The sequence below is a fragment of the Streptomyces zinciresistens K42 genome (genome assembly GCF_000225525.1).
Classification (GTDB): Bacteria; Actinomycetota; Actinomycetes; order Streptomycetales; family Streptomycetaceae; genus Streptomyces; species Streptomyces zinciresistens.
Genome location: NZ_AGBF01000090.1, coordinates 1 through 25657 on the forward strand (window position 1 = coordinate 1; position 25657 = coordinate 25657).

The following is a 25657-nucleotide window of genomic DNA, read 5'->3' on the forward strand; positions in this document are numbered from 1 at the left end:
GCGCCCGGCGCCGCCTCCGCCACCGGGCCACGCCACCCCATACCGCCACCCCATACCGCTACCGCTACCGCCGCAGCGACTTCCCGAAGCCGGCGGCCAGGGGCATGCGCAGGCCGAGCGGAGGCGGGGCGGCGAACGCGTCGGCGACCGGGCGCGAGAAGGCACTGCCGAACAGCGCGCCCATGACGAAGTCCTCGGCCAGGCAGAGGACTTCGTCGCGGTGCTGGTGCAACGCGTGCCGGTCGGAGTGCACTTCGAACCGGCACACGTCCCGGTTGGCCTTCTTCGCGCGGGCGGCCAGCCGGAACGACAGTTCGGGGTCGGTCCGCTCGTCGTTGGTGCCGTGCACGATCATCACGCGCCGGCCGCCGAGCTGCTTCACCGGTTCGGGCGAGGCCGCCATGTCCTCCTCGGGCAGCCAAGGGGCGATGGCGAGCACGGAGTTGACGGCCTCGTGGCCGCCCGCCCGCAGCGCGGCCCGGCCGCCCATGTCGACGCCGACCAGGCACACCGGCACGTCGCCGTAGCGCCGTACGACCTCGTCGACGGCCCACAGGGCATCGCCCACGAGGGTGGCGTCGGCGCCGTTCCAGCCCCGGTAGCGGTAGCGGACGACGTGCGCGGCGAGCCCCTCCCCGCGGCCCGCCCGCGTCAACCGCCGCCCCAGGGTGCGCACGTAGGGGGGCGCCGGCAGCACCGCCGGGCGCCGGTACGAGATCTCGTCGCCCCGCGGGAGGAGGAGCACCACCCCGCTGACCGCCGTCGGCTCCGGCCCGAACGCCCTGCCCAGCCGGACCCTGCGCACCGGCGTCGCTTGCTGTGCCATGACAGAACAGTGTCAGAAGCGCGGGTGTACACGACCCGTCCGTGGGGTCACCGTTACGTATCGACGTACGCGGGGAGCGGAGAACCGGCCGGTCGGGACCAGGGGCGATCTACGCGCGTAGGCGTTAGAGTGCGGAAATGACGAGCCAGACTGCCCAGAAGGCGAACACCCCGAGCTCGGACCAGATCCGCCGGGCGCCGAAGGTACTGCTGCACGACCACCTCGACGGCGGGCTGCGCCCCGGCACGGTCGTCGACCTCGCCCGCGCGTCGGGCTACGCCCACCTCCCCGAGTCCGACCCGGACAAGCTCGGCGTCTGGTTCCGCGAGGCCGCCGACTCCGGTTCGCTGGAGCGGTACCTGGAGACCTTCTCCCACACCGTCGGCGTGATGCAGACCCGCGACGCCCTCGTCCGGGTCGCGCGCGAGTGCGCCGAGGACCTCGCCGAGGACGGGGTCGTCTACGCCGAGGTGCGCTACGCGCCCGAACAGCACCTGGCGGGCGGGCTCAGCCTCGAAGAGGTCGTCGAGGCCGTCAACGAGGGCTTCCGGGAGGGCGAGCGGATCGCCCGCGAGAGCGGCCGCCGCATCCGCGTGGGCGCCCTGCTGACCGCCATGCGGCACGCCGCCCGCGCCCTGGAGATCGCCGAACTCGCCAACCGCTACCGGGACCTGGGCGTCGTCGGCTTCGACATCGCCGGCGCCGAGGCCGGCCATCCGCCCACCCGGCACCTCGACGCCTTCGAGTACCTCAAGCGGGAGAACAACCACTTCACCATCCACGCGGGCGAGGCGTTCGGGCTGCCGTCGATCTGGCAGGCGCTGCAATGGTGCGGCGCCGACCGGCTGGGGCACGGGGTGCGCATCATCGACGACATCCGGGTGCACGAGGACGGTTCGGTCGAGCTCGGCCGGCTCGCCTCCTACGTGCGCGACAAGCGCGTCCCGCTGGAGCTGTGCCCGAGCTCCAACCTCCAGACGGGCGCGGCCGACTCCTACGGCGCGCACCCCATCGGCCTGCTGCGCCGGCTGCACTTCCGTGCCACGGTGAACACCGACAACCGCCTGATGTCGCACACCAGCATGAGCCGGGAATTCGAGCACCTGGTCGACGCCTTCGGCTACACGCTCGACGACATGCAGTGGTTCTCCGTCAATGCCATGAAATCATCTTTCATTCCTTTCGATGAACGACTGGCAATGATCAATGACGTGATCAAGCCCGGATATGCCGAACTCAAGTCCGAATGGCTGTTCCGTCAGACCAGCTCCACCAGCGGTTCTGAGGGCGGGGCGGACTGACCCCGAGTCCTTTGCGCACACGGAATACGGACGGCATTCACCATCCGTCCGCATTTCGATGTTTGCGGCCGGGCGCCGGGGATGTTTACGGTCGAGAACCGCTCACATCCCCGGTAACCAATTTCGAGGACTTACTTTCATGAAGCAGTCTGCTGCCAAGACCCTCGGTGTCGCCGCGCTCGGTGCCGCCTTCGCCGCCACCGGCGCCGGTGCCGCGAACGCCGCCCCGGCGGCCCCCGACGCCGGTTCGGCGCTGGACACCGTCGCGAGGACGCTCCCTGCCGAGAACCTCGCCCAGGCCGCGCCGGGCGCCGGTGCCGGTCTCACCGGTGGCCAGAAGGCCCTCGCCGCCGGTCTGGGCGCCGCGCAGCCGGCCGCCGCGCAGGCGCTCGCGGGCGGCCCGGCCGCCGTGGCCGGCGGCCTGCTGGGCGGTCTCCCGGTGCAGGGCCTGCCCACCGACGGCCTCCCGGTGCAGGGCCTGCCCACCCAGGGCCTGCCGGTGAACGGCGTTCCGCTCGGCTGACCGCGCCGCAGGAGTCCCGCCGCCGGGGCGCACCCACGGGACAGGGGTGCGCCCCGGCGGCGTTCGCACGACCGCCCCGCCGTCCGGGCAGCCGTCTCCCACCTGCTGGTTTCCCCGCTCCGGGGGCCGTTGTCAGTGGGCTGCGATAGCTTCCGTGGTGGTGGGCGCGACGAGGCGCCGACCGGGACACGGCCACAGGGGTGGGTGGACGATGAGCGACGGCACGGCGACGACGGCGGACCTCGACATCAGGCTGGAGAAGCACCGCGTCGAACTGACCGGGTACTGCTACCGCATGCTCGGCTCGTCCTTCGAGGCGGAGGACGCGGTGCAGGACACGATGGTCCGCGCCTGGCGCAGCTTCGACACGTTCGAGGGCCGCTCCAGCCTCCGCTCGTGGCTGTACCGCATCGCGACGAACGTCTGCCTGGACATGCTGACGGCCGGGAACAAGCGCGCCCGGCCCATGGATCTGACGGAGTCGACGCCGCTGGGCCAGGCGGCCCTCTCGCCCCGCCCCGACAGCACCTGGCTGGAGCCGATGCCGGACAGCAGGGTGCTGCCGGCGACCGACGACCCGGCGGAGGCGGCGGTCGCCAGGGAGTCGGTGCGGCTGGCGTTCATGGCGGCGCTCCAGCAACTCCCGGCCAGGCAGCGCGCGGTGCTGATCCTGCGCGAGGTGCTGGCGTGGCGGGCGAGCGAGGTCGCCGAACTGCTCGGCACCACGGTCGCCTCGGTCAACAGCGCGCTCCAGCGGGCCCGCGCGACCCTCGCCGAGCAGCGGCAGCCGGGCGCCGCGGCGGCGGTCTCCGACCCGCTGGACGAGGAGCAGCAGAAGCTCCTGGACCGCTACATGGCGGCCTTCGAGGGCTACGACATGACGGCGCTGACGGCCCTGCTGCACGAGGACGCCATCATGACGATGCCGCCGTTCGACCTGTGGCTGACGGGTGCGGGGGACATCACCGGCTTCATGACGACGCTCGGCGCCGCGTGCGCGGGCTCGCGCCTGGTCCCGGTCCGGGTCAACGGACTGCCGGGCTTCGCGCAGTACAAGCCGGACCCGGAGGCGGGCGGCTTCACGCCGTGGGCCGTCCAGGCCCTGGAGATCTCAGAGGGCCGGATCACCGGGTTCCACTGCTTCCTCGACACCAAGCGCTGGTTCCCGCTGTTCGGGCTCCCGCTCCACCTCGAAGCCGAGGCCGGCGAGGTCCAGGAGGGCGTGTAGCGCGGGGTCGGGGTCGCGCAGCCGGACACGGCCGCCCGCTCTGCGGGCGGTGAGCTCCAGCCGCGCCAGCAGGTCCACGGCGGCCAGGCCCGGGGGCCCCAGGCCGCCCACGTCGCACACCACGACGCGGGCCGGACCGGCCCGCAGCCGTGCCCGCAGGGCGTCGCACAGCTCCGGCACCTGCTCAGGGGTGACGGGGCCGGCCAGCACGAGTACGGCGGGTGTCATGGCGTCCACGACCGGTAGACCGGCCCGGGGCGCGCAACTCATCGCGGCCGCCGCTCCCGCCCGGCCGCACCCCACCCGCGGCGGCGGGCGGGGTGTCCGCCGACCGGGATCACATTGACCCGGTCCCCTCCCGCGCCGGAGGGTTGGCTGCATGCACCACGCATCAGCGCCGCCCCGACCGCCCCGCGCCCTCCTCACCGCCAAGGGGGCTTCGTGCAGGGGGTGTTGACGGGGTTCGCGGTGATCGCTGTCGTCATCGCGGTGGGCTGGGCGATCGGCAGGCGCGGTCATCTCGGTGAGCACGGCCGCGAGGTGCTCACCAAGCTCGCCTTCCATGTGGCCTCCCCGGCGCTGCTGTTCACCACGCTCGCGCGGACCGACCTCTCGGTGATCTTCTCCAGCCGGCTGCTGGTCACCGCGCTGAGCACGGCGGCGGCGGCCGGGGTCTTCGTCGCGGTGGGCGCGGTACGCCGCTGGGGCGTGGGCCGCACCACCATCGGCGCCCTGTGCTCCAGCTACGTCAATTCAGGCAACCTCGGCATCCCGATCGCGGTGTACGTCCTGGGCGACGCCTCGCTGGTGGCGCCGGTGCTGCTGTTCCAGCTGGTCGGGGTGACCCCGGTGGCGCTGACGATCCTGGATCTGTCCGGCGGCGGCGCGAAGGGCCCGCTGTGGCGGCGTCTGCTGACCCCGCTGCGCAACCCGATCGCGCTCGGCTCGCTGGTGGGCGTCGCGGTGTCGGCGGCCGGGCTGCGGGTCCCCGCCCCGGTCATGGACCCGCTGACCCTGATCGGCGGGATGTCGGTCCCTGCGGTGCTGCTGGCGTTCGGCATCTCGCTGTGCGGGAGCACGATGCCGGGGCGGGGGCCGGACCGGCAGCCGGTGTTCCTCTCGGTGGCGCTGAAGTCGGTGGGCCAGCCCGCGGCGGCCTGGGCGCTGGCGGCGGGCGTGTTCGGCCTGCGAGGCGCGCCTCTGCTGGACGTGGTGGTGACCTCGGCGCTGCCCGCCGCGCAGAACCTGTACACGTACGCGTCGCGTTACGGCGTGGGCGAGCGCCTGGCCCGCGACGCGATCCTGCTCTCGACGCTGCTCTCGGTCCCGGTCCTGGTGGCGATAGCCGCCCTGCTGGGCTGACGGTCAGCCGACCGGAGACTCACCGGTGCCGATCGTCACGGCGAACGGTTCGGGCGGCCTGATGGGGTCAGCGAACTCCACGGCGCTCAGAACCCGGTGGACATCGCCCTGCGGCCGTCCGAAGAGCGTGGGAGTGGGCCCCCGGGCGCCCAGCGGTCGATCAGCAGGCGGAGCGGGATCCCGGCGGTGGCGTGGGCCGCGGGTTCGGTCACGCGGTCGTGCCGCCGAACGGGACCGGTGGTGCTCCACCGGTCCCGTTCACCCGCAGGAGGGGCCGCCTGGTCAGGCGATGCGTTCCAGCACGACCGGTGGCGCCGTGAAGCCGGTTCCGGGCGCCGCGATGTCGTACGACGCCGCCAGCGACTGGAGGGCGTAGTCGAAGCGTTCGGGGGTGTCGGTGTGCAGGGTCAGCAGGGGCTGGCCCTCGGTGACCGCGTCGCCGGGCTTGGCGTGCATCTCGATGCCTGCGCCCGCCTGCACCGGGTCCTCCTTGCGGGCACGGCCCGCGCCGAGGCGCCAGGCGGCGACGCCGACGTCGTACGCGTCCAGACGGGTCAGGACGCCGGTGGCCGGGGCCCTGACCACGTGCTGCTCGCGCGCGACCGGCAGGTCCGCGTCCGGGTCGCCGCCCTGGGCGGCGATCATGCGCCGCCAGACGTCCATCGCCGAGCCGTCGGCGAGGGCCTTCGCCGGGTCGGCGTCACGGACCCCGGCCGCGTCCAGCATCTCCCCGGCCAGGGCGACGGTCAGCTCGACCACGTCGGACGGGCCGCCGCCCGCCAGGACCTCCACCGACTCGCGGACCTCCAGGGCGTTGCCGGCCGTGAGGCCGAGCGGGGTCGCCATGCCGGTCAGCAGCGCGACCGTCCGCACCCCGTGGTCGGTGCCCAGGCCCACCATCGTGGACGCCAGTTCGCGCGCGTCCTCAAGGGTCTTCATGAAGGCGCCGCTGCCGACCTTCACGTCGAGGACCAGCGAGCCGGTGCCCTCGGCGATCTTCTTCGACATGATCGAGGAGGCGATCAGCGGGATCGCCTCGACGGTGCCGGTCACGTCGCGCAGGGCGTACAGCTTCTTGTCGGCGGGCGCCAGGCCGTCGCCCGCGGCGCAGACGACCGCGCCGGTGGTGTCGAGGACGTGCAGCATCTCCTCGTTGGACAGCAGCGCGCGCCAGCCGGGGATCGACTCCAGCTTGTCCAGGGTGCCGCCGGTGTGGCCGAGGCCGCGGCCCGAGAGCTGGGGCACCGCCGCGCCGCAGGCCGCGACGAGGGGCGCGAGCGGCAGGGTGATCTTGTCGCCGACGCCGCCCGTGGAGTGCTTGTCGGCGGTGGGGCGGGACAGGGACGAGAAGTCCATGCGCTCGCCGGAGGCGATCATCGCCGCGGTCCAGCGGGCGATCTCACGGCGGTTCATGCCGTTGAGGAGGATCGCCATGTTGAGGGCGGCCATCTGGTAGTCGGCGACCTCCCCGCGGGTGTACGCGTCGATGACCCAGTCGATCTGCTCGTCGCTGAGTTCACCGCGGTCCCGCTTGGCGCGGATGACGGAGATGGCGTCCATGGCCATGGCTTTGCTTCCTTCCGAGGGTTCCAGAAGTCGTACGGCCCCTTCGAACCCGCCGCGGGGGGCGGCTCGCAGGGGCCGTACGGGAATCACTTGCGCAGGTGTCCCGGCCCGAAGGCCTGGGGCAGCATCTCCGACAGCGGCAGGACGCCCGCCGGGGTCTCCAGCAGCAGTCCGGGGCCGCCGAACTCGAAGAGCAGCTGGCGGCAGCGGCCGCAGGGCACCAGCACCTCGCCCGTGCCGTCCACGCACGTGAAGTGCGTCAGCCGGCCGCCCCCGGTGTTCTGCAGCTCCGAGACCAGTCCGCACTCGGCGCACAGTCCGAGGCCGTAGGAGGCGTTCTCGACGTTGCAGCCGGTGACGGTGCGGCCGTCGTCCGCGAGGGCCGCGACCCCGACCGGGAAGCCGGAGTACGGGGCGTACGCCCGGGACATGGCGTCCCGCGCCGCCGCGCGCAGCTTGTCCCAGTCGATGCCGTGGGAGCCGGCCGGGGTCACTTGCCCTGGCCCTTCTTGTAGGGCAGGCCGTCCGCCTTCGGCATCCGCAGGCGCTGCGCGGACAGGGTCAGCACGACGAGGGTGACGACGTACGGGGTGGCGGAGACGACCTGGTTGGGCACCTCGTTGGTGGTGGCGTACCAGGTGTACACCAGGGCGCCGATGACGGCGGTGATCATCGACGGGGCGTACTTCTTGCGGACCACCAGCCAGACGGCGCCGATGATCAGCAGGAGCGCGCCGAGCAGCAGCAGGGCGTGCACGTTGGTGGAGCCGCCGCGCAGGTTGAGGCTGTCGGTGTAGCCGAAGAGGCCGGCGCCGAGGGCGAGGCCGCCCGGCATCCAGTTGCCGAAGATCATCGCGGCGAGGCCGATGTAGCCGCGCCCGCTGACCTGGCCCTCCAGGTAGAAGGGGTTGGCCACGATGGACAGGAAGACCCCGCCGAGGCCGGCCAGTCCACCGGAGATGATCACGGCGATGTACTTGTACTTGTAGACGTTGACGCCGAGGGACTCGGCGGCGACCGGGTTCTCGCCGCAGGAGCGCAGGCGCAGTCCGAAGGCGGTGCGCCAGAGGACGTACCAGGTGCCGGGGATCAGCGCGACGGCGATCAGGGTCAGCCAGGAGACGTTGGTGACCAGGCCGCCGAGCAGGCCGGCGATGTCGGAGACGAAGAACCAGCCCTGGTTGTTGAGGTCGCGCAGTCCGTCGGACAGGCCCGGCACGGTGAAGTTGCCGAGGGACTCGACCGCCGGGGACTGCTTGGCGGAGCCGCCGGGCCGCCCCTGGAAGGCGAGGGGCGCGAGGTAGCGGGTGATGCCGAGGGCGAGGATGTTGATCGCCACACCGGAGACGATGTGGTTGACCCGGAAGGTGACGGTGGCGACGGCGTGCAGGACACCACCGACGCAGCCGCCGATGATGCCGACGGCGACGCCGGTCCACGGGCCCCACTGGAAGCCGGCCCAGGCGCCGAACCAGGTGCCGAGGATCATCATGCCTTCGAGGCCGATGTTGACGACGCCCGCCCGCTCGGCCCACAGTCCGCCGAGGCCGGCGAGGCCGATCGGCACGGCCAGTTGGAGCGCGGTGGACATCTGGCTGACGTTGGTGATGCCGTCGGCGCCGGTGATGATGCGCACGATCGAGGTCAGCGCCAGGGCGCCGGCGATGACCAGCAGCAGCACGGGCCACGACAGCCGGCGGCCGGTCGGCGCCGAGGGCTGCAGCGTGGGCTGGTTGACGTCGACCGCTGAGGTCTGCGGGGTGGTCATCGGCCTGCCACCTCCTTCTGGGAGTTGTTGTCGGCGCCGAGGACGTGGCCGGCGGCCAGTTCCGCGCCGACCCGGCGCTGCTGACGGCGCAGGCCCCACTCGCGGACGGCCTCGTAGGAGACGACGACCGACAGGACGATCAGGCCCTGCATGATGACCGCGATCTCCTTGTCGTAGCCGTTGAAGTCCAGTTCGGGGGAGGCTTTGTCGAGCCAGGCCCACAGCAGTGCGGCGAAGGCGATGCCGACCGGGCTGTTGCGGCCGAGCAGGGCGATGCCGATGCCGAGGAAGCCGATGCCGGTGGGGAAGTTGAGGCTGTAGGTGCGGGCGTCGCCGAGCAGGATCGGCAGTCCGGCCAGGCCGGCGATGCCGCCGGACAGGAGCATGGCGGTCAGCACCATGCGCTTGGGGTCGACGCCGCTGGCCGCGGCCGCCGACTCCGAGGCGCCGGAGGCGCGCAGGTCGAAGCCGAAGCGGGTGCGGTTGAGGACGACCCAGTAGGCGACGCCGAGCAGGACGGCGAGGAAGACCAGGCCGTAGATCTCGCCCGCGTCGCCCATGTCGATGCCGGGGACCCAGCCGGACGTGAACATCTCGCCGGTGGTGTTGTTGTTGCCGGCCTTGACGCCGAAGACGTCGGGCAGCCACAGGTAGGCGATGACGGAGGTCGCGATGGCGTTCAGCATGATCGTCGCGACGACCTCGCTGACCCCGCGGGTGACCTTGAGGACACCGGCGATGCCGGACCAGAAGGCGCCGGTGAGGACGGCGGTCAGGAGCAGCAGCGGGACCTGGATCGCGGCCGGCAGGTTCACATGGGCGCCGACGATGGCGGCCGCCATGGCGGCGAGCTGGTACTGGCCGTCGACGCCGATGTTGAACAGGTTCATCCGGAAGCCGACGGCCACCGCAAGGGCCGCGATGTAGTACATCGACGCCTGGTTGACGATGAGCACCTGGATGTCGGAGTACGTGGCCTGCTGGAACATCAGGGCGTACGGCTCGACCGGGCTCTTGCCCGAGGCGAGCAGCACGATCGCGCTGAGCACGAAGGCCACGGCGAGCGCGATGACCGGGCCGGCCACCGCGAGGAGCACGCGCTCCCTGTCGAACTTCTTCATCAGCGGGCCTCGTCTTCGCCGGACTCGGGAGACTTGCTCAGGTCGGGGGTCCCGGGGGTCGTGTCGTCGTGTTCGAGGTGGCCGGTCGCGGCACCCGTCATCGCCGAGCCGAGCGTCTCCGGGGTGATGGTGGCCGGGTCGGCGTCCGCGACCAGCTTGCCGTTGTAGATCACCCGGAGGGTGTCGGACAGGCCGATCAGCTCGTCCAGGTCGGCGGAGATCAGCAGCACGGCCAGGCCCTCGCGGCGGGCCTCGCGGATGTGGTCCCAGATCGCGGCCTGCGCGCCGACGTCCACACCGCGGGTGGGGTGCGCGGCGATCAGGAAGCGCGGCTTGTGGCTCATCTCGCGGCCGACGATCAGCTTCTGCTGGTTGCCGCCGGACAGGGAGGCCGCGGTGACGTCGATGCCGGGCGTGCGGACGTCGTACGCCTCGACGATGCGGCGGGTGTCCTCCTGGGCGGCCTTGAGGTTCAGCCAGACGCCCCTGGCGTTGGGCTTCTCGGTGACGTGGCCGAGGATGCGGTTCTCCCAGAGGGGGGCCTCCAGGAGCAGGCCGTGGCGGTGGCGGTCCTCGGGGATGTAGCCGATGCCCTCCTCGCGGCGCCTGCGGGTGGTCCAGCCGGTGATCTCCTCGTCGATCAGGGTGATCGTGCCGGAGTCGGCGCCCTTGAGGCCGATGAGCGCGTCGACCAGCTCGGTCTGGCCGTTGCCCTCGACGCCGGCGATGCCCAGGACCTCGCCGGCGTGGATGGTGAAGGTGATGTCGTCCAGCAGCGCCTTGCCGCCCGCGGCCTCCAGGCGGAGCCTGTCGACGGTGATGACCGGGCGGTCGGTGACCGTGGACTCGGCGGTCTCCGGGGTGGGCAGCTCGCTGCCGACCATCATCTCCGCGAGCTGGCGCGGGCTGGTCTCGGCGGGGACGGCGGTGCCCACGGTGGTGCCGCGGCGGATGACGGTGATCTCGTCGGCGACGGAGAGCACCTCGCCGAGCTTGTGCGAGATGAAGATGACCGACAGGCCCTCGGCCTTCAGCTCCCGCAGGTTGGCGAAGAGCGCGTCGACCTCCTGCGGGACCAGGACGGCGGTCGGCTCGTCGAGGATGAGGGTGCGGGCGCCGCGGTAGAGGACCTTGAGGATCTCCACCCGCTGGCGGGCGGCGACGCCGAGTTCCTCGACCAGGCGGTCGGGCTCGACGCCGAGGCCGTAGCGCTCGGAGATCTCCCTGATCGTGCGGCGGGCCTTGGCGCCGATGCCGTACAGCTTCTCGCTGCCGAGGACGACGTTCTCCAGGACGGTGAGGTTGTCGGCCAGCATGAAGTGCTGGTGGACCATGCCGATGCCGCGCGCGATGGCGTCGGCCGGGGACGAGAAGGAGACCTGCTCGCCGTCGACCGCGACGGTGCCCTCGTCCGGCTTCTGCATACCGTAGAGGATCTTCATCAGGGTGGACTTGCCGGCGCCGTTCTCCCCGACGAGGGCGTGGACGGTGCCCTTGTGGACGGTGAGGTGGATGTCGTGGTTGGCCACGACGCCCGGGAACCGCTTGGTGATCCCGGCGAGCTCGACGGCGGTCACCTGACCGTTGACCGCCGCGCCGGCCGGAGGGCTGCTGGACGCGTTGATGGCGCACTCTCCTGGTGACGGGGGTCGTCTACGCGCGTAGCGCCCCGATGGCCTGAAAAGGGGCCGACGCACCGCGGCAACGGGGTACGGGGATCGGCTCCCCGTACCCCGCCGCGCGGACGTAACCCCTGGGGTTACCGCAGCTCAGGATGTTGCTGTGGTCAGCTCGTCCTGACCTTGATCTCGCCGCCGACGATCTTCTCCTTGGCCGTCCTGATGGCGTCCTGGACCTCGGTGTCGTCCGCGAACTTCGGGTTGGAGTTCGCCAGGCTCACCTCACCGGACTTCAGATCGCCACGAACGATACCGGTCTCCGGCTTGCCGTCCTCGACCGACTTCGCGAGGTTGTAGACGGCCTTGGCGACGTCCTTCATCGCCGAGGTCAGGATCGAGTCCTTGTACTTGGCGAGCGCCTGCTGGCTGTACTGGTCGGAGTCGACACCGATCGCCCACACCTTGTTGGCGGCGGCAGCCTCGATGACGCCCTGACCGGACAGGCCGGCGGCCGCGTACACGACGTCGGCCTTCTTCTCGATCTGGCCCTCGGCGGCCGACTTGCCCTTGTCGGGGCTGGAGAAGCCGCCCTCCTCGGCGGTCTGCGTCAGGTACTGCGAGAGGACCGTGACCTTCGGGTCGGTGTCCTTGACGCCCTGCTCGAAGCCGGCCTGGAACTTCTGGATCAGCGGGATGTCCACACCGCCGACGAAGCCGACCGTGTTGGTCTTGGTGCTCTTGGCGGCGGCGACACCGGCCAGGTACGACGCCTGCTCCTCGGAGAAGACCAGACCCGCGACGTTCTTCGCCTGGACCGTGGAGTCGTCCACGATGCCGAAGGTGGTGTCCGGGAACTTCTCCGCGGCACCCTTGACGGCGGCGGCGTACGCGTAGCCCACACCGATGACCGGGTTGTAGCCCTGCTTGGCGAGCGACGCGAGGCGCTGCTCCTTGTCGGCGTCGGTCTCGCCGTCGGTGGGCTCCACGTCGTCCGTCTGGTAGCCGAACTCCTTCTTCGCCTTCTCCAAGCCGGCGAACGCGGCGTCGTTGAAGGACTGGTCGCCCTTGCCGCCGACGTCGTACGCGATGGCGAGACCCTTGTCGCCGCCCTTCGAGCCCGCGGAGGACGACTCGGTGGAAGTGCCGCCGCAGGCGGAGAGAGCGAGGGCCAGAGAGGCGGTCGCTGCGCCTGCGACCGTGATCCGGGAAATCCGGCGCATGTGTCAGTGCTCCTGTCGTACAAGCGCCGGACGGTCAGCCTCACAGCTACGGCGCTGGCTTTCGCCGCAGATTAACGCGCGTAGACCTGCCTGAAAACCCCTTCTGTCCACCTTGTTATGCGCCCGTGGCCTGCCGCGGCACCGGCGGAGGCGAGCCCTGGCCGGGGTGTTGCCGACAGCAAACGCGGGGTGGCGTTGGGTGACGCGGCGGGCGCCGGAACGACGGCGGGCGGGCACCCGAGGGTGCCCGCCCGCCGGGCGGTGCCGGTCGCGGGCGCCGGGGCTGTCACCGCGGCTTGTGCCGCTACCCGACCACTCCGCCTACCCCGCCTCCCCCAACTACCCCGACTACTCGGTCTTGACCTTGATGGAGCCGTCGATGATGCCCGCCTTGGCCTTGGCCACGGCGTCGGACAGGCCCGGGATCTTGGCGAGCTCCGGGTTGGACTCGGCCAGGCCCACCCCGTTGACCTTGAGGTCGAAGGTCTGGGTGCCGGTCAGCGGCTTGCCGTCCTGGACGGACTTGGCGAGCGCGTAGACCGAGCCGCCGACGTCCTTGAGGGCCGAGGTGAGGATGGAGCCCTTGTAGTTGGCGAGCGCGGCCTGCTTGTACTGGTCGGAGTCGACGCCGATCGCCCAGACCTTCGCCTTGGCGGCGGCCTCGATCACGCCCTGGCCGGAGAGGCCGGCCGCGGCGTACTCGACGTCGGAGCCCTTCTCGATCTGGCCCTCGGCGGCGGCCTTGCCCTTGTCGGGGCTGGAGAAGCCGCCCTCCTCCGCGGTCTGCGTCAGGTACTGCGAGACCACCTTGACCTTGGGGTCGGTGTCCTGGACACCCTGCTTGTAGCCGGCCTCGAACTTGCGGATCAGCGGGACGTCGACGCCGCCGACGAAGCCGACCGTGTTGGACTTGGTGGCCTTGGCCGCGGCGACGCCGGCCAGGTAGGAGGCCTCCTGCTCGGCGAAGACCAGGGAGGCGACGTTGTCGCCCTGGACGACCGAGTCGACGATGCCGAAGGTGGTCTTCGGGTACTTCTTGGCCACGGCCTCCATGGCGGGGCCGTAGGCGAAGCCGACGCCGACGACCGGGTTGTAGCCCTGCTTGGCCAGCGACGACAGGCGCTGCTCCTTGTCGGCGTCCGTCTCGCCCTCGGTGGGCTCGATGTCGGCCGTCTTGTAGCCGAACTCCTTCTGGGCCTTCTGCAGGCCCGCGTAGGCGGCGTCGTTGAAGGACTGGTCGCCCTTGCCGCCGATGTCGTAGGCGATGGCGAGGCCCTTCTTGTCGCCACCGCCGCCGTTGCCGCTGCCGCTGTCACTGCTGGTTCCACCGCACGCCGTGGCGGCGAGCGCGATCGACGCGACCCCCACCGCGACACGGGTCAGTTTGGCTGTCCGACGCATCGTGAAGTCCCCATTCTCCAAGCCCCGCAGTGGGTGCTGAGTTCGGCGCACATTAACGCGCGTAGACACTCCTGGGAACGGGGTTCCGCCCTGCCGTTATCCATTCGTGCCGATGGCCGGTTACGCCCTTGTGAACCATCCGATCGAAAGCCACGCGGGGGGCGACCCCACCACTGGCGCCTTCGGCCCGGCAGCGCACGGGACAGCCCGCCATCGGCCACCCTCCCCGCGCCCGGGGCGCCCCGCAAGCGGAGTGAGGGGTTCGGATGACGCGGCCCCCGCGTGAACCGACGGGCCGCGGGCCGCCGTCCGGGGGATCGGCGCGCTCAGCCGGCGGCGTCGATCAGGGCCGCCGCGGTGAACAGCTCCACGCCCACGGTGACGGCCGACTCGTCGACGTCGAAGTCGCCCTGGTGCAGGTCGCGGCCGATCCGGTCGCCCGGGTGGCGCACCCCGAGCCGCGCCATGGCGCCCGGCACATGCTCCAGGTACCAGGAGAAGTCCTCGCCGCCGAGGCTCTGTTCGGTGCTCTCGACGGACGCCGGGCCGCGGCGGGCGGTCATCGCCGCGCGCAGCAGTTCGGTGCTGTCGGCGTCGTTGACGACCGGCGGCACGCCACGGATGTAGTTGATCTCGGACTTGGCGCGGTGCAGGTTGGCGATCTCGTCGATCGCGGCGACGACCAGGTCGGGCGCCTGCCGCCAGGTGTCGAGGTCCAGGCAGCGCACGGTCCCGGAGAGTTCGGCGTGCTGCGGGATGACGTTGGGCGCGTGCCCGGAGTCGATACGGCCCCAGGTCACGGAGAGGCCGCTGCGGGCGTCGGTGCGCCGGGCGACCACGGCGGGCACGTCGGTGACGACCCGGGCGGCGGCGGTGACGAGGTCGGTCGTCAGATGCGGGCGCGCGGTGTGCCCGCCCGGCCCGTCCAGGGCGATTTCGAGCCGGTCGCACGCGGAGGTGATCGCGCCCTGGCGCAGTCCGATCAGGCCCGCGTCCACCTTGGGGTCGCAGTGCACGGCGAGGATGCGGCCGACCCCGTCGAGGACCCCGCACGCGATGGCGTCGGCGGCGCCCCCGGGGAGCACCTCCTCGGCGGGCTGGAAGAGCAGCCGCACGGGCCGGGGCAGCTCGCCGCGCCGGTCCAGCTCGGACAGGACCAGCCCGGCGCCGAGCACCACGGTCGTGTGCACGTCGTGGCCGCAGGCGTGCGCCCGGTCGGGCACGGTCGAGCGGTACGGGCACTCGCTCTTCGTGTCCGGGATGGGCAGGGCGTCGATGTCGGCGCGCAGGGCGAGCATCGGGCGCTTGCCGTCCCACTCGCCGATGTCACAGATGAGGCCGGTGCCCCCGGCGAGCACGCGGGGCGCGAGGCCGGCCTTCTCCAGCCGGGCCTTGATCGCGGCCGTGGTGCGGAACTCCTGGTTGCCGAGCTCGGGGTGCATGTGCAAGTCGCGCCGGAACTCGACGAGTTCGGCGCGCAGCGCCTCCGGCAGGGTGCCGGGAAGGGCGGCTTCCCCGGGATGATCGGCCTCGGACTCTGGGGACATCAGTTGATTCACCCTCTGAAGGGTAGGACGCCGGGGTGGCCGACTCACCCTCGATCAACAAAAGTTCTACCCGTTTGGGGAAGAAAATCTGGCCGCCCGACGCATAGCTATGGATTTGGGTGGGTAGACTCGCCCGCCCCTCTCGCCGAGTGATCATGCGATCGACGCAGAGTGACGGGGCGCGTCATCCGTACCTCCACGCATACCACGCCACGGACAGAACCGTCGGTCGTGTCCACCTGCCGGGCCCCGCGCGCCCGGTGGAGCCCGGACGTCCGTACGGCCGCGGCACCAGGGTGCGCCGGGTGACCGCCGACGTCCTGGCGGCCGCCCCGTGCCTCCTACGACGCCGCCGCCCACCTGGCGCGGACGGGGCCGCTGCTGTCGGCGCGGGTGGTGCGCGAGCCCTCCGGCGAGGAGCGGCGCCCGCGCGCCCTCGTCCTCGCGGAGAAGCCCGCGCTCACAGGGCGCTGACCGCCGAGAGCCGGGTCACGTCCCGGGCGGTGCCGGTGACCCCGGAGAGGAAGCCCTGCGCCCGGGGTGAGGCGCCGCGGGTCAGCCAGGCGGGGTCGATGTCGCAGACCGCGACACGCACGTCCGTGCCCGCCAGGGCGAGGGGCAGGGTGTGCACGACGGTCGACGGGAAGCTCAGGATGGTCCGGCCGATGGGGCCGCGGCGGGCGATCAGCTCCAGCGGGAGGTCCGGTCGTACGATCTCCAGGCCGGTCTCGGCCGCCAGCCGGTGCAGCTTGTCCGCGCTCTCGCGGCGGTGGGCGAAGTAGCGGGTGGCGCCGTGCGCCCGCGCCAGGGAGCGGACGGCCTCCAGGTAGCGGTCGCCGTCGACCACGCCGGTCTCCACCAGGGACGTGCCGACCAGGTCGGCGCCCCTGGTGATGCGCGGCGGCCCGAACCGGTCGCGGGTCCAGGCGAAGGCGTTGGCGGTGACCGTGACGCCGTCCGGGGTCTGCGCCATCGGCATGGAGGAGAAGATCTCCACGCCGCGGCGGTCGCCGGGGGTCAGCCGTCTGCGGGCCACCGAGGAGACCGGCGCGAAGACCAGGTCGCGGAGGCCGGGGCGGCCGCCCTTGCGGTGCCAGCGCACCAGCCGCTCGCCGCGGGCGAGTTGGGCGACGAACTCCATGGTCGCGGTGCCGTCGTCGACGACGACCAGCTCCCGGGCCCGGGTGATCGTCAGCAGCAGTTGCACGTACCGGGAGAACGGGTCGCCCAGGACCACCCGGCCCGCCCGGCGCAGCAGGCCCGCGAGGCCGCCGATCGTCCGGAAGGGGGCGCTCGCGCCGCCGCGTGCCTCCTCCCAGCGGACCTCGTGCCCGTCGTCGCGGGCCAGCTCGGCCATCCGGCGCAGCTGGCCGCGGGTCATGGGGTCGTTCGGGGACAGCACGACGAGGGTGAGGCCCGCGCCGAGCGCGTCCTCGCGGGCGTGCGCCCACTCCAGCACGTTCAGGAGCTGTACCGGGCTCTCGACGAAGGCGAGAGTGCGGGGTCCGGTGTTCCCGGCGCGGGGGCTCATCGGCGTACGACCTACCCGTTCTGTGGCGCGCGTGCGGCGCTCGTGTCCGGCTCGTGGGAGAGGAGCTCGAAGGGGCGGGCGGGCCGGGCGCTCGGCATGCGCGGCGCCCGGCCCGCACCGGGGGGGTGTGCGGGTCAGACCTGGACCGGCTCGCCCGCGGCGGCGGCGATCTCCGCCTCGGCGACCACGCCGGGGACGCGGCGCAGCTTCTTCATCGGGCCGAGCTCGGAGTCGTAGACCTTCTTGACGCCGTCGCCGAGGGACGCCTCGATGGTGCGGATGTCGCGCACCAGGCGGGTCAGGCCCTGCGGCTCGACGGAGGCGGCCTGGTCCGAGCCCCACATCGCGCGGTCGAGGGTGATGTGGCGCTCGACGAAGACCGCGCCGAGGGCGACGGCGGCCAGCGTGGTCTGCAGGCCGGTCTCGTGACCGGAGTAGCCGATCGGGACGTTCGGGAACTCCTTCTCCAGGGTGTTGATGGCGCGCAGGTTCAGCTCCTCGGCCCTGGCCGGGTAGGTGGACGTGGCGTGGCACATCAGGATGTTGTCGGAGCCGAGGACCTCGACCGCGTGGCGGATCTGCTTCGGCGTCGACATGCCGGTGGAGAGGATGGCGGCGCGGCCGGTGGCGCGCAGGGCGCGCAGCAGCTCGTCGTCGGTCAGGGAGGCGGAGGCCACCTTGTGGGCGGGGACGTCGAACTTCTCCAGGAAGGCGACGGCCTCGGTGTCCCACGGGGAGGCGAACCAGTCGATCCCCTTCTCCTTGCAGTACTCGTCGATCCGGCGGTAGTCGTCCTCGCCGAACTCCACGCGGTGGCGGTAGTCGATGTAGGTCATCCGGCCCCAGGGGGTGTCGCGCTCGATGTCCCACTGGTCGCGCGGGGTGCAGATCTCCGGGGTGCGCTTCTGGAACTTCACGGCGTCGCAGCCGGCTTCGGCGGCCACGTCGATGAGCTTGAAGGCGTTGTCCAGGTCGCCGTTGTGGTTGATGCCGATCTCGCCGCAGATGTAGACCGGGCGCCCGGGGCCGACCTCGCGGGAACCGAAGCTGCGCAGGCGGGAGTTGGTGCTCATGGCAGAAGTTGTCCTTACTGGGTGAGGGAGTCGAGAGAGGGGCCGAGGATCCAGCTGGCGATCTCTCGGATCGCGCCGTCGCCACCGGGGACGGTGGTGACCGCGCGTGCGGCGCCGCGCACGACGTCGTGGGCGCTCGCGACCGCCACGGGCCAGCCCACGAGGGCGAAGCACGGGAGGTCGTTGACGTCGTTGCCGACGTAGAGCACGCGCTCCGGCGCGATGCCCTGCTCCTCGCACCACTGCTTGAGGGCGAGGTCCTTGCGGTCGATGCCGTGCAGCACGGGGAGCCGGAGCTTGCGTGCGCGGGCGGCGACGACCGGGTTCTGCTCCGTGGAGAGGATCAGCATCTTCAGACCGCTCCTGCGGAGGGCCGCGATACCGAGTCCGTCCCCGCGGTGCACGGAGACGAACTCCTTTCCATCGGCGTCGATCAGCACCCGGTCGTCGGTCTGGGTGCCGTCGAAGTCGAGGACGACCGCGTCGATGTCCGCGGTGGTCGGCAGGGCGCCGGGACGGTCCGCGTCGAACAGCGGCGCCAGCGCGCGGGCGCGGGCCAGGTCGTGCGGATCGTCGATCTCCAGCACCCGGGCGGGGTCGGTGCGCACGAGTTCGGTGCGGCCGAAGAAGCGGTGCCTGTGGGTGCGGAAGCCGGCGGCGTCCATCGCGTAGGCGGCGCCGGTCTCCAGGAAGTCCTGGGGGCGGTCCTGGCGCCGGGGGCGGAAGGACTTGTCGTGGTTGACGCCGAAGCCGCCGCCGGCGGCGGCGCGTTCGGTCTCCGCGGGCTCGTCGTCGCCGTGGCGCCAGACGAAGCCGTGGAAGGGCGCGACGGTCAGCGCGGTGTCGGCGCCGTTGGTGACGATCGCCTTGACCACGGCGTCGATGTCCTCGCGGACGAGGAACGGGCTGGTGCACTGCACGAGCAGGACGACGTCCGCGGGGTCGCCGTGCAGCGTCTCGTGGGCGTCCATGGCGTGCAGCACGGCGGCCTCGGAGGTCGCGGTGTCACCGGCGATGGCGGCGGGCCGCAGCACGACCTCGGCGCCGGCCTGCCGGGCGGCGGCCGCGATGCCCTGGTCGTCGGTGGAGACCACGACGTCGGTGACCAGGCGCGCGGCCCGGCACTCGCGCACCGCGCGGGCGACCAGCGGCACACCGCCGACCGGCATCAGGTTCTTCGCGGGCACCCCCTTGGAGCCGCCGCGCGCGGGGATCACCGCGAGGACCCTGGGGACGGAGGTGTCCCGGCTCGCTTCCGGGTGGGACATGGGTTCGGCTCCTTGACGTGGGTTGCGGCGGCTCACAGCTCCCCCATCCGCCGGATGACGGGGGCCACGCGCTGCACGCCGTGCCGGTAGGCGCCGCGCGCCGCCCGGCGCACGACCTGGCGGACCGCGCCGGGCTCCCGGTCGTGGGCGGGGGCGCCCGGCAGCGGGGTGCCGTCCGGGCCGAGGTGGTGGCGGGCGAGGATGCCGGGCAGATAGCCCGGGGCGGTGGCGGGCGTGTAGTACGGCGTGAGAGCGGGCAGGCCGCCGGGGCGGGCGAGCAGGCCGGCGATGCGCGCGCGGGCCCGGTCGAACGCGGCCGGGTAGCTGCCGTCGGCGCAGACGCCCTGGCGGGCCACCCACTCCTCGTCGGGGCTCGGCCGGTGGCCTTCGTCGAGCTGGTCCCAGGAGGCGAGGCAGCCCGAGCCGGTGAAGTGGTGGTTGCCCAGCGTCTCGCGCACGCCGAGGTCGGTGAGGACCACGGTGGGGATGCGGCGGTGCAGGGACTCCAGCGCCGCCGTGGAGCTGACCGTGACCAGCAGGTCGGTGCGGTCGAGGACCTCGCCCATGTTGCCGTACACCAGGCGGAAGTTGGCCGGCGGATCGAGCCGCTGGACCAGCTTCTGGTACGGCAGTTCCTCGATGTGGGTGGTGTGCTCGCCGGGCTTGGAGCGCAGCTTGAGCAGCACCTCGCGCTCGGGGTGCCGGCGCGCGTGCCGGATCAGCCGCTCCAGCAGGTACGTGCGGTCCCGGCGGTGCTCGGGCACGGAGGGCTGGGCGGCGAAGACGACCGTGTAGGGGTCGTGCTCGCCGGTGTAGGGCGCGCCGCCGAGGAAGGGCAGCGCGACCTCGGTCACCGCCGAGGCGTCGGCGCCGACCCCCTCGTACACCGCGCGGAACCGCTCGGCGTCCTGGCGGGAGTTGGCGAGGACGAGGTCGGCGCCGTGCCGCAGCAGCAGGCCGTCGGCGAGCTTCTCGTACACGACGCCGACATAGCCGGTGACGACGACGGGCCGCTCGGCGCGGCCCTCCCAGGTCCGGGCGAGCCCGTGCAGCATCGCCTGGACGCCGCCGCCGACCAGCGAGAGCACGACGAGGTCGTAGGACTCGCGCGCCATGGCGTGCAGGAACTCGACGGCGGACACCTCCCGCAGGGAGTCGGCGTGGACGCCGACCTCCCGGAGCTGGCGCGCGGTGGGCGTGGCCCGGCCGCGCAGGAGGTACCCGTCCAGGCGGACGTCCGCGTCCTGCGGAGCGATACGGTTCGCGGTGAGCGCGCCCCATTTCCACCGGGTGTCGGAATCCGCGAGGACGGCAACTCGCACTGTGTTCGTCGCACTGATTGGCACGTCGAAGACGCTAGGAAGCGATTCCGAGGTTCTGCCCAACCTGAATGCAACAAACGGTTAACAGCACATCGACGAACAGCGAATCAGGCCGTCGGACGGCCGGAAAAAATCCTGGTTCACTGCTTCGCCACACGTCGTTCACCTGGATTCAAGGAGAGCGTCAAGACGAATGCCGGGCTTCGTCCTAACGTCCTTTGCGTGGTCAAGCTCTCCGTCATCGTGCCGTTCTACAACGTGCAGCAATACGCGCCCGACACCCTGAGGAGTCTGCGTGCGAACGCGCGTGAGGACTTCGAATTCATCCTCGTCGACGACTGCTCGCGCGACGGGACGCCAGAGATCCTCGCGCGCGCGGAGCGCGAGCTGCCGGGCGCGGTCGTCGTCCGGCACGAGCAGAACGGGGGACTCGCGACCGCGCGCAACACCGGTATCGACCGGGCGCGCGGCGAGTACCTGACGTTCCTCGACGGCGACGACTGGCTCGCGCCCGGCTACTACCCCCGACTGGTCGCCGCGATGGAGGAGTTGGGCTGCGACTTCCTGCGCACCGACCACGTCCAGTGCACGGCGCGGGCGCGGGCCGTGCACCGGGTGCCGCACGGGCGGCGCGGGGTGGTGATGACACCGCGCGAGGCGATCCTGCCCGCCGACCGCTCCACCTCCGTCGACTACGCGTACGCGTGGGCGGGCGTCTACCACCGCCGGCTGGTGGACCGGGGCCTGCTGCACTTCACCGACGGGCTGCGCACGGCCGAGGACCGGCCGTGGATCTGGCGGCTGCACCGCGAGGCGGATTCCTTCGCCGCGGTGAGCATGCTCGGCGTCTTCTACCGCCGCGGGGTGGCCTCGTCGCTGACGCAGATCGGCGACGTGCGCCAGCTCGATTTCATTCGGGCGTTCGACCAGGTCGTGGAGGAAACCGCGCGGGACGCCGAAGCGGACAAACTGCTGCCGAAAGCCGTGCGCACCTATTGCGCCATCATTTCCCATCACCTGGGATCCATCGAAAGGTTCGAGCCGCCGGTGGCGAAGAAGCTGAAATCCCTGAGCGCGGCCGCGCTGCGGCGCATGCCGCAGGACGTGCTCGACGAGGCGCTGGACTCCATGGACATCCAGCGCGCCTCGCGACTGCGCCGGCTGCGCCGCCGTCCCGCCGCCGCGGGGGCCGCCGCGTGACCACCCAGATCTTCCAGGCGTCGACGCTGTACGGCATCGCCACCCTCGCCGCCGCCCTGGACTCCGGCTGCTTCCGCCCCGCCGACCGGCGCGTCCTGCTGCTCTGCAACAACGCGGCGACGCCCGAGACGACCCCCGGCCCGGACGCGATGCCGGGCTTCGAGCAGCTGCGGGACCGCTTCGACGACGTGCTGTCGTACAACGAGGCGATCTTCCCCTTCCACCCCGGCGGCTGGGCGCCGCGCCCCGACGATCTGCCGCTGTGGGAGCGCTATCTGCGCCACGAGTGGCAACTGGCCGACGACGAGGTCGAGTTGGCCGTTGAGTCGATCCAGGTCAACCCCGCGCTGGGGCTCGCGCAGATCTTCACCGGCGCGCCGGTCACGGTCTACGCCGACGGCCTGATGAGCTACGGCCCCACCCGCAACAAGATCGACCCGCTGGTCGGCACCCGGGTGGACCGCGTCCTGCACGTCGACCTGGTGCCGGGGCTGGTGCCCCTGCTGCTCACCGAGTTCGGCGTGCCCGCGGAGATCGTGCCGACGCCCGCCGTCACCAAGGTGCTGAGCGAACTCGCCCCGTCCGGCGAGGAGTTCGCGGAGGGCGGCGAGCCCGTGCTGCTGCTCGGGCAGTACCTGTCGGCGCTCGGCATCCTCGGCACCGAGGAGGAGGAGCAGCTGCACGTGCGGATGCTGCGGGGCGCCGCCGCGCTCGGGCACCGCACGGTCGTGTTCAAGCCGCACCCCACCGCCCCGGCGAGCTTCACGCGCAGCCTGGAGGAGGAGGCCGGACGGCTCGGCGTCGAACTCACCGTGGTGGACACCCCGGTCCTCGCCGAGGTGCTGTACCAGCGCACGCGGCCCGCGCTGGTCGTGGGCTGCTTCTCCACCGCGCTGCTCACCGCCTCCGCGCTGTACGGCCTGCCCGTCGCCCGGGTGGGCACCGGACTGCTGCTGGAGCGGCTGACGCCGTACGAGAACAGCAACCGGGTGCCCGTCACCATCGTGGACGCGCTGCTGCCCGACCTGGACGACCGGGAGGCGGTCACCGCCCGGCGCCGGGGCACGGACGTCGAGGCGCTGGGCGCCCTGGTGCGCGCGGTGGGCTTCGCGATGCAGCCGAAGATCCTGCCCGCCCTGCGCAGGGAGACCGAGGGGTATCTGGCCCGGCACCAGGACCCGCGGACCCTGCGCTACTTCAAGCGCAAGCGGCTGACCTCGCTGGCCCTGCCCGGCGGACTGCCCGCGCAGCTGGCGTTCATCCCGCGCAACGCCACCGTGCGCCGCGTGGCCCGCAAGGCCCGCAGCCTGCGCCGCTCGGCGGGCCGGTAGGACGCGCCCCCGGGGCACCTCCCCGTCACCCCGAGGCCACTGCCGCGCCACGGTCCCGTCAGCGGGCCGGGGCGCGGCAGCCGTGCGTCCGGGCCGCCCCCGACGCCGGGACGACACCCAGGTGAACGCGTGCGGACGGCCGGGCGAACCTTGGCGAGGGGCCCGGATCGAGGGGTGGTAATCGGACTAGTGTGCTGGGGTCCGGCCGCGTCCCAACGAGGGGAATCCTGTGTACGACACGCCCGAGGACACCCGAGGGACCTCCACGGGCACCGCGCTCCGCACCGCCCCGCCGGCCACCGCCGCCCCCCGCCCGCCGCAGCCGGCCAAACGGCGCGAGCCCCGGCTGCGGGCACTGGACGGACTGCGGCTGCTCGCCGCCCTGATGGTGGCGGCGTACCACTACGGCGGCCGGGGCGGCGAGGTCTCCACCGCCTGGGGCGCCTCCGCGCGGCAGGAGTTCCCCACGCTGTCCAGCTGGTTCGCCTACGGCTGCCTCGGCGTCCAGATCTTCTTCGTGATCAGCGGGTTCGTCATCTGCATGAGCGGCTGGGGCCGCTCCCTGACGTCGTTCTTCGCCTCCCGCGCCTCCCGCCTCCTGCCCGCGTACTGGGCGGCGGTCATCATCGTGACGGCCGTGTTCGCGCTGCCGGTCGTCGCCTACAAGACCGTCTCGCCCAGCGACGCGCTGGTGAACCTGACGATGCTCCAGCAGCCGCTGGGCGCCGACCGGGTGCTCGGCGTCTGCTGGACGCTGTGGGCGGAGGTCCGCTTCTACGCCCTGTTCGCGCTGTGCGTCGTCCTGCCCGGCGCCACCCGCCGCCGGGTGATCCTGTTCTGCGCCGGCTGGACCCTCGCGGCCGTGATCGCCCAGGGCCTGAACGAGCCGCTGCTCGACCTGGTGCTGATGCCGCAGTACGCGCCCTTCTTCATCGGCGGCATCGGCCTGTACCTGGTCCACCGCGACCGCAAGGACGCCTACGCCTGGGGCATCGTCGTCGTGAGCTGGCTGATCGGCCAGAACGTCACCGTGCAGAGCCTGTGGCACCCGCCGGACACCAACGCGTTCTCCTACCGCAGCTCCGTCGGCATCATCCTGGTCGTCACGCTGGGCTTCGCGGCCGTGGCCGCCGTCGCGCTCGGCAAGCTGCACTGGGCGAACTGGCGCTGGCTGACCGTGGCGGGCGCGCTGACCTACCCGTTCTACCTGGTCCACGAGCACCTGGGCTGGGTCGTCATCAAGGTGCTGCACCAGGACCTGGGCATCCCGTCGTACGCGACCGCCCTGCTCACGGTCGTCGTGATGCTCCTGCTGGCCCGCCTGCTCAACCGGTACGTGGAGGACTGGGCCGCGCCGCTGGTGCGCCGCAAGCTGTCCTCCGCGCCCGCGAAGGAACCGGCCCGCGCCAAGACCTGACGGATCGCCACACGGGGGGCGGCACGCCGGGCGGGCCCGGTGCGGCACGGCGTCCGCCGGGCACAGGACGCTCGCGGGGTGTTGGCGCGACGTTCATCCGCCGGCGGCCTCGGCGTACCCCCCGCGGGCAGGTGCCCGGGTACCCCTGTCCGCAACCCCGGCCCGACGGAGTGTCCGCGCCCATGGCAGTCACCGAGCCCACCGCAGCCGCACCGAGCCCCCGCACCCTCGACGACGTCCCCGGCTGGTTCCCCGCCCTCGACCAGGTCCTCTTCGACTGGGTGCTCGCACGGCAGCGCGCCGCGGGACTGCGCGGCGACCTGCTGGAGATCGGGGTGTACCTGGGCAAGAGCGCCATCTTCCTCGGGGAGCGGCTCGCCCCCGGCGAGCGCTACACGGTCTGCGACCTCTTCGAGGGGGACGCGCCGGACGACGCCAACCGGGCGGAGTCGCGCAAGTCGTACGCGGCGCTGACCCGGTCGGCCTTCGAGCAGAACTACCTCTCCTTCCACGACGAACTGCCGCGCGTCCTTCAGGGCCCCAGCTCGGTCGTGCCCGGCGAGGTGGACCCGGGGTCCTGCCGCTTCGTGCACATCGACGGCTCGCACCTGTACGAGCACGTGCGGGCCGACATCACCGCGGCCCGCGATCTGCTGCTGCCGGACGGGGTGGTGGTCCTGGACGACTTCCGCTCCGAGCACACCCCCGGTGTGGCCGCGGCGGCCTGGGAGGCGGTGCTCAACCGCGGTCTGCGCCCGATCTGCCTGAGCTCCCAGAAGCTGTACGGCACCTGGGGCGACCCCGGGGAGGCACAGGACGCGCTGCTGGAGACGGTACGGGCCCGCACCGACTGCCGGCTCAGCCTCCAGGAGGCGGCCGGGCACCGCATCGTCCGGCTGAAGGCCAAGGGCACCCAGGCCCCGCCGTTCCGGCCGTCCCGGCACACCGCCGCCGAGCCCGCGGCACCGGCGCCCGCCGAACCGCCCGCGCCCCCCGCGGCCGTGCCCGGGGCCCGCGCCCGCAGGCTGGCCGT

At 72.3% G+C, this 25657-nt stretch carries 22 protein-coding genes; 8 read left to right on the plus strand and 14 right to left on the minus strand.

The genetic code is table 11. The features are described from left to right. Positions 1–64: 64 nt before the first annotated feature. Positions 65–826 carry a dienelactone hydrolase family protein gene (locus SZN_RS22175; protein ID WP_043732394.1) on the minus strand — a complete coding sequence of 254 codons (762 nt, stop codon included), beginning with the start codon at positions 824–826 and terminating at the stop codon, positions 65–67. 137 nt (positions 827–963) lie between these two features. On the opposite strand from SZN_RS22175, the gene SZN_RS22180 reads away from it, so the two are divergent. From SZN_RS22180 to SZN_RS22190, 3 genes are all read left to right on the plus strand, one after another. Then, positions 964–2127 carry an adenosine deaminase gene (locus tag SZN_RS22180; protein WP_007498804.1) on the plus strand — a complete coding sequence of 388 codons (1164 nt, stop codon included), beginning with the start codon at positions 964–966 and terminating at the stop codon, positions 2125–2127. Between the two features lie 139 nt (positions 2128–2266). Further along, positions 2267–2650 (plus strand): hypothetical protein, encoded by a 384-nt coding sequence (locus SZN_RS22185; RefSeq protein ID WP_007498806.1) that lies wholly within the window; start codon positions 2267–2269, stop codon positions 2648–2650. A gap of 211 nt (positions 2651–2861) precedes the next feature. After that, positions 2862–3878, plus strand: coding sequence for a sigma-70 family RNA polymerase sigma factor (locus tag SZN_RS22190; RefSeq protein WP_007498808.1), 1017 nt, complete (start codon positions 2862–2864; stop codon positions 3876–3878). Here SZN_RS22190 and SZN_RS38865 read toward each other — a convergent pair. Then, entirely contained in the window at positions 3762–4148 is a 387-nt protein-coding gene (locus SZN_RS38865) for an STAS domain-containing protein (RefSeq protein ID WP_139063569.1), read from the minus strand. The two genes, SZN_RS22190 and SZN_RS38865, sit on opposite strands and share 117 nt — an antisense overlap. A 171-nt stretch (positions 4149–4319) precedes the next feature. On the opposite strand from SZN_RS38865, the gene SZN_RS22195 reads away from it, so the two are divergent. Beyond that, positions 4320–5240: an AEC family transporter gene (locus tag SZN_RS22195; RefSeq protein WP_043732397.1), complete on the plus strand. Its 921-nt coding sequence runs from the start codon at positions 4320–4322 to the stop codon at positions 5238–5240. 282 nt (positions 5241–5522) lie between these two features. Here SZN_RS22195 and SZN_RS22205 read toward each other — a convergent pair whose 3' ends face one another. From SZN_RS22205 to SZN_RS22260, 12 genes are all read right to left on the minus strand, one after another. Further along, positions 5523–6806: a thymidine phosphorylase gene (locus tag SZN_RS22205; protein ID WP_007498814.1), complete on the minus strand. Its 1284-nt coding sequence runs from the start codon at positions 6804–6806 to the stop codon at positions 5523–5525. Positions 6807–6892: 86 nt separating this feature from the next. Beyond that, the gene (locus SZN_RS22210; protein ID WP_007498816.1) at positions 6893–7300 is read right to left on the minus strand and encodes a cytidine deaminase; all 408 of its coding nucleotides are present in this window, start codon (positions 7298–7300) and stop codon (positions 6893–6895) included. Beyond that, on the minus strand, positions 7297–8574 hold the full coding sequence (locus SZN_RS22215) for an ABC transporter permease (RefSeq protein WP_007498818.1): 1278 nt from the start codon (positions 8572–8574) through the stop codon (positions 7297–7299). The genes SZN_RS22210 and SZN_RS22215 overlap by 4 nt, the downstream gene beginning before the upstream one ends. Continuing rightward, positions 8571–9695 carry an ABC transporter permease gene (locus tag SZN_RS22220; RefSeq protein WP_007498820.1) on the minus strand — a complete coding sequence of 375 codons (1125 nt, stop codon included), beginning with the start codon at positions 9693–9695 and terminating at the stop codon, positions 8571–8573. The genes SZN_RS22215 and SZN_RS22220 overlap by 4 nt, the downstream gene beginning before the upstream one ends. Further along, positions 9695–11272, minus strand: coding sequence for an ABC transporter ATP-binding protein (locus SZN_RS22225; protein WP_007498822.1), 1578 nt, complete (start codon positions 11270–11272; stop codon positions 9695–9697). The genes SZN_RS22220 and SZN_RS22225 overlap by 1 nt, the downstream gene beginning before the upstream one ends. A gap of 209 nt (positions 11273–11481) precedes the next feature. Further along, positions 11482–12534 (minus strand): BMP family lipoprotein, encoded by a 1053-nt coding sequence (locus SZN_RS22230; protein ID WP_007498824.1) that lies wholly within the window; start codon positions 12532–12534, stop codon positions 11482–11484. A 348-nt stretch (positions 12535–12882) separates the two neighbouring features. Beyond that, positions 12883–13935, minus strand: coding sequence for a BMP family lipoprotein (locus tag SZN_RS22235; protein ID WP_007498825.1), 1053 nt, complete (start codon positions 13933–13935; stop codon positions 12883–12885). Between the two features lie 326 nt (positions 13936–14261). Continuing rightward, entirely contained in the window at positions 14262–15482 is a 1221-nt protein-coding gene (locus SZN_RS22240) for a M20 family metallopeptidase (RefSeq protein ID WP_007498827.1), read from the minus strand. A gap of 460 nt (positions 15483–15942) precedes the next feature. After that, positions 15943–17013 (minus strand): hypothetical protein, encoded by a 1071-nt coding sequence (locus SZN_RS22245; RefSeq protein ID WP_007498829.1) that lies wholly within the window; start codon positions 17011–17013, stop codon positions 15943–15945. Between the two features lie 134 nt (positions 17014–17147). After that, the gene (locus SZN_RS22250; protein WP_007498831.1) at positions 17148–18086 is read right to left on the minus strand and encodes an N-acetylneuraminate synthase family protein; all 939 of its coding nucleotides are present in this window, start codon (positions 18084–18086) and stop codon (positions 17148–17150) included. A 14-nt stretch (positions 18087–18100) separates the two neighbouring features. After that, positions 18101–19354, minus strand: a complete 1254-nt coding sequence (locus tag SZN_RS22255; RefSeq protein WP_007498833.1) for an N-acylneuraminate cytidylyltransferase — start codon at positions 19352–19354, stop codon at positions 18101–18103. 32 nt (positions 19355–19386) lie between these two features. Further along, the gene (locus SZN_RS22260; protein ID WP_043732399.1) at positions 19387–20700 is read right to left on the minus strand and encodes a DUF6716 putative glycosyltransferase; all 1314 of its coding nucleotides are present in this window, start codon (positions 20698–20700) and stop codon (positions 19387–19389) included. A 198-nt stretch (positions 20701–20898) separates the two neighbouring features. Between SZN_RS22260 and SZN_RS22265 the strand changes: the two genes are divergently transcribed. The 4 genes from SZN_RS22265 to SZN_RS22280 all read left to right on the plus strand — a co-directional run. After that, the gene (locus SZN_RS22265) at positions 20899–21876 is read left to right on the plus strand and encodes a glycosyltransferase family 2 protein (RefSeq protein ID WP_007498836.1); all 978 of its coding nucleotides are present in this window, start codon (positions 20899–20901) and stop codon (positions 21874–21876) included. Then, positions 21873–23207, plus strand: coding sequence for a polysialyltransferase family glycosyltransferase (locus SZN_RS22270; protein WP_007498838.1), 1335 nt, complete (start codon positions 21873–21875; stop codon positions 23205–23207). The genes SZN_RS22265 and SZN_RS22270 overlap by 4 nt, the downstream gene beginning before the upstream one ends. 229 nt (positions 23208–23436) lie before the next feature. Beyond that, the gene (locus SZN_RS22275; RefSeq protein WP_007498840.1) at positions 23437–24624 is read left to right on the plus strand and encodes an acyltransferase family protein; all 1188 of its coding nucleotides are present in this window, start codon (positions 23437–23439) and stop codon (positions 24622–24624) included. A gap of 182 nt (positions 24625–24806) precedes the next feature. Next, the coding region (locus tag SZN_RS22280; RefSeq protein WP_007498842.1) for a class I SAM-dependent methyltransferase at positions 24807–25657 on the plus strand (851 nt) is incomplete at its 3' end.

Bases quoted from the DNA above. Each gene is read 5' to 3' on its own strand.
- SZN_RS22190 (WP_007498808.1), top strand. From the start codon at position 2,862: ATGAGCGACGGCACGGCGACGACGGCGGACCTCGACATCAGGCTGGAG.
- SZN_RS22255 (WP_007498833.1), bottom strand. From the start codon at position 19,354: ATGTCCCACCCGGAAGCGAGCCGGGACACCTCCGTCCCCAGGGTCCTC.
- SZN_RS22185 (WP_007498806.1), top strand. From the start codon at position 2,267: ATGAAGCAGTCTGCTGCCAAGACCCTCGGTGTCGCCGCGCTCGGTGCC.
- SZN_RS22175 (WP_043732394.1), bottom strand. From the start codon at position 826: ATGGCACAGCAAGCGACGCCGGTGCGCAGGGTCCGGCTGGGCAGGGCG.
- SZN_RS22230 (WP_007498824.1), bottom strand. From the start codon at position 12,534: ATGCGCCGGATTTCCCGGATCACGGTCGCAGGCGCAGCGACCGCCTCT.
- SZN_RS22250 (WP_007498831.1), bottom strand. From the start codon at position 18,086: ATGAGCACCAACTCCCGCCTGCGCAGCTTCGGTTCCCGCGAGGTCGGC.
- SZN_RS22215 (WP_007498818.1), bottom strand. From the start codon at position 8,574: ATGACCACCCCGCAGACCTCAGCGGTCGACGTCAACCAGCCCACGCTG.
- SZN_RS22180 (WP_007498804.1), top strand. From the start codon at position 964: ATGACGAGCCAGACTGCCCAGAAGGCGAACACCCCGAGCTCGGACCAG.
- SZN_RS22205 (WP_007498814.1), bottom strand. From the start codon at position 6,806: ATGGCCATGGACGCCATCTCCGTCATCCGCGCCAAGCGGGACCGCGGT.
- SZN_RS38865 (WP_139063569.1), bottom strand. From the start codon at position 4,148: ATGAGTTGCGCGCCCCGGGCCGGTCTACCGGTCGTGGACGCCATGACA.
- SZN_RS22245 (WP_007498829.1), bottom strand. From the start codon at position 17,013: ATGAGCCCCCGCGCCGGGAACACCGGACCCCGCACTCTCGCCTTCGTC.
- SZN_RS22235 (WP_007498825.1), bottom strand. From the start codon at position 13,935: ATGCGTCGGACAGCCAAACTGACCCGTGTCGCGGTGGGGGTCGCGTCG.
- SZN_RS22240 (WP_007498827.1), bottom strand. From the start codon at position 15,482: ATGTCCCCAGAGTCCGAGGCCGATCATCCCGGGGAAGCCGCCCTTCCC.
- SZN_RS22220 (WP_007498820.1), bottom strand. From the start codon at position 9,695: ATGAAGAAGTTCGACAGGGAGCGCGTGCTCCTCGCGGTGGCCGGCCCG.